Source organism: Robiginitalea sp. (genome assembly GCF_049588695.1).
Taxonomy (GTDB): domain Bacteria; phylum Bacteroidota; class Bacteroidia; order Flavobacteriales; family Flavobacteriaceae; genus Robiginitalea.
This window is the reverse complement of sequence record NZ_JBAVZJ010000479.1, coordinates 1-2,598: the sequence shown is the minus strand read 5'-3', so window position 1 is coordinate 2,598 and position 2,598 is coordinate 1. Positions and strand designations below refer to the sequence as shown.

Here is a 2,598-nt window from a genome sequence, read left to right as displayed (position 1 = left end):
ATCCGGTTCAGGCTGGCTTGATACGAATCGATATTGGAAGCCACTACCCGGTCCCACATGCCCATAGCTACATAAATATGAGAGGGCATGTGTAAGGCATGGCTGGCATCCGGGGCAACTTTGGAATAGGCATTGGCGGCCTCCAGCGCCAATGCGGCATGTTTGGGGTCGTCGTAGGAATGGATGGTATAGTGCAGGGCTCCGGGATGTTCGGGGTTTTCAGCCAAAATACCCAATGCAATTTTAGCCCCCTTTCCATAAAGCTCGTCATCACGGCCGTCGGGTACGGAGCCCAACAGGGACAACGCATAAAACGCGGCCACTTCGTGGTTGTCCGGATATTTTTTGGACAATCCTTCCATAAAACCAGCATAGGCTACATCCCGCTCCGCTTTTTCAGTTTCCGGTTTAAACAGGAGTTGTACAGCCGCGATAAAATCCCGCTCCAGTTCCGTTGCGTTCTTTTCCATGTCGATGGTTTCTAGTTTTTTCAATACTTCCACCCCATCGTCATAATCTTGTTCATGCCACAGGCTATGATTGTAGGTCATGGCTTCTCCCCAATAGGCCATAGGCATTTGCGGGTCTGATTCCTGTGCTTTCCTGAAAGCTTCACGGGCATCCTGATATTCGAAAGAATGCAGCAATAAAAGGCCCCTCTCAAAGTGGGAAACCGCCTTAGAGTTTCCGGTTACCTCGAGATTGACCATTCCCAAAAATTCAGTTTTGGCGGTGTTTTCTTTACATCCTATCAGCAGTATGGATGCAATGATAAATGCGATTCTTTTCATTTAGTTTTCATATTTAGACGATTGGTGTGTGGTGGTGTTACACGCACTAAGTGAAGATATGAATTTAAAATTATATGATTGACAGTAAGGGGGTTAAGCAGGCAAACCCTTCGCGCTTTCCCACCAATCCGATTCTTATCTACCTTGACTATTGACACCCTTTTCAATAGCGCTTTGGAGGTATAATTCTCTTGATTCTACTTTTTCCGGACTAAATACATTTCGATTTTCTCCTGAAGAAAATCAAGAACTCTTTGAAGACGGGCTAATCTATGTTGCTGAGCGATTAAAACTTCCAGTTTAAACGTTACCAGGTTGTACAACTCTAAATTGTCATAAAATTTTGAATAGTCTGTCTCAGGCCCACCCTTGGGCAATCCCGCATTATTGCCATATACGACATTCGCATAATTAATGTTCTTATAGAAATACGGTTCTATGGAAGTGGAATATTGATCGCTTATGTAAGAATCTAGTTCTTTCACATCGGCAAGGCCCATTTTAAAATATTGAAAACCAAGTTTTAAGCTGTCGTTTTCGATTTTTGACAACGACCCTTGTCCCAGAAACTCGTCCAATATCGGGAATGTCAGATTTGCTGTATATGCAGTCCCCAAAGCACCAATAGTCTCTTTAAGATGAACCAGAGAATCTTTGTTCTTTAAATTTAAAATGTGAAGGCTTCTCTTGTTGAGGATAATTAGGGTATCGATTTCATTTTGAATGGAGTGTATGTCTTCAGATGCCAAACTTATTTCACTTTGGATCTTATGATAGTAATTTGATAACTTTTCATTTTCAGATTTTTGGGTATTCCAATTGTCCAATTGTAACGCTATCAAAATCCCAATCACCACCAGCAGGGTCTCCCCTATGGCGTATAGCAGGTATTTGCTGAACTTATTATCAGTCAGCAGGCGTTGGCGGATTTGGCGGAAGAAGCGGAGCATAAATGAGTTTAATTGAGTTCCGAAGCCCTCAGTAAGTCAAGGATTTCCAAAATCTGTTTCCGGAGGGTGGAGGATTCCGAGTTAATCAGTTCATTGATCAAAATGGAATTGGACACCATCCCCTCCAGTTCCGGATTGTTGAGAATGGCCTGCAGTCCGGGCTCCAACCTTGATTTTTTAAAGTCGTATGGCATCAATTCATCCCGGTTGAGCAAAAAAGTTGATAAATCCTCAACTTTGTTGACTTTCTCATATAATGCCTTGTCCACCGCCCGCTTCAAACCAAATTTACTTAAAATGGGAAAATAGATATAATGGTGCGCGTTGAGGTATATGGCCTCAACTTCCTGGACCTGAATGACATCCGTGGACCATTTGGTCAGCAGTCTTTTCAGCTTTTCATTTCGGATCATATTGATTTTTCCCGAAGCGACAAGGTCGTTGTCGATAGGGTCATAAGTGACCGTCAGGCTAAGGTTGCCCAATCGGGAGATCACGCTGTCCCGGTTCGCAGAATCCGGATTGTCATAATAGGTCAGTAACTCTTTTGAGGATTTTATGAGCAGTTTTCGGGTCGCTATTTTGCTGTCGAGTTGCTCCAGGTTCGTTATGTAGTCCTCTTTTAATTGCCTCAGCAGAATTTGTTCTTCTATCCTCCCTTTTCGTTCTTCATTCCAATTATCAATCTGTAGCGCAATCAGGATACCTATCACCACCAACAGGATCTCCCCAATGGCATATAGCAGGTATTTGCTGAATTTATTATCAGTCAGGAGGCGCTGGCGTATTTGGCGGAAGAAGCGGAGCATGGGTTGCGGTTGGTTACCTGATCAAAGTACGAAAAAGAAGCTTAAACC

General features: G+C 43.3%; 2 protein-coding genes and 1 pseudogene. All 3 read right to left on the bottom strand.

Annotation, left to right across the window (positions count from 1 at the left end):
* Positions 1-791: pseudogene (locus WBV75_RS11260) on the bottom strand (hypothetical protein); the annotation flags it as partial.
* Positions 792-988: 197 nt separating this feature from the next.
* Positions 989-1,741 (bottom strand): hypothetical protein, encoded by a 753-nt coding sequence (locus WBV75_RS11255; protein ID WP_424120696.1) that lies wholly within the window; start codon positions 1,739-1,741, stop codon positions 989-991.
* A gap of 8 nt (positions 1,742-1,749) precedes the next feature.
* Positions 1,750-2,550, bottom strand: a complete 801-nt coding sequence (locus tag WBV75_RS11250; RefSeq protein WP_424120695.1) for a DUF6090 family protein — start codon at positions 2,548-2,550, stop codon at positions 1,750-1,752.
* Between the last annotated feature and the right edge of the window lie 48 nt (positions 2,551-2,598).

Excerpts from the sequence above, each read along its gene's own strand:
- WBV75_RS11255 (WP_424120696.1), bottom strand. The coding sequence starts at position 1,741 with ATGCTCCGCTTCTTCCGCCAAATCCGCCAACGCCTGCTGACTGATAAT.
- WBV75_RS11250 (WP_424120695.1), bottom strand. The coding sequence starts at position 2,550 with ATGCTCCGCTTCTTCCGCCAAATACGCCAGCGCCTCCTGACTGATAAT.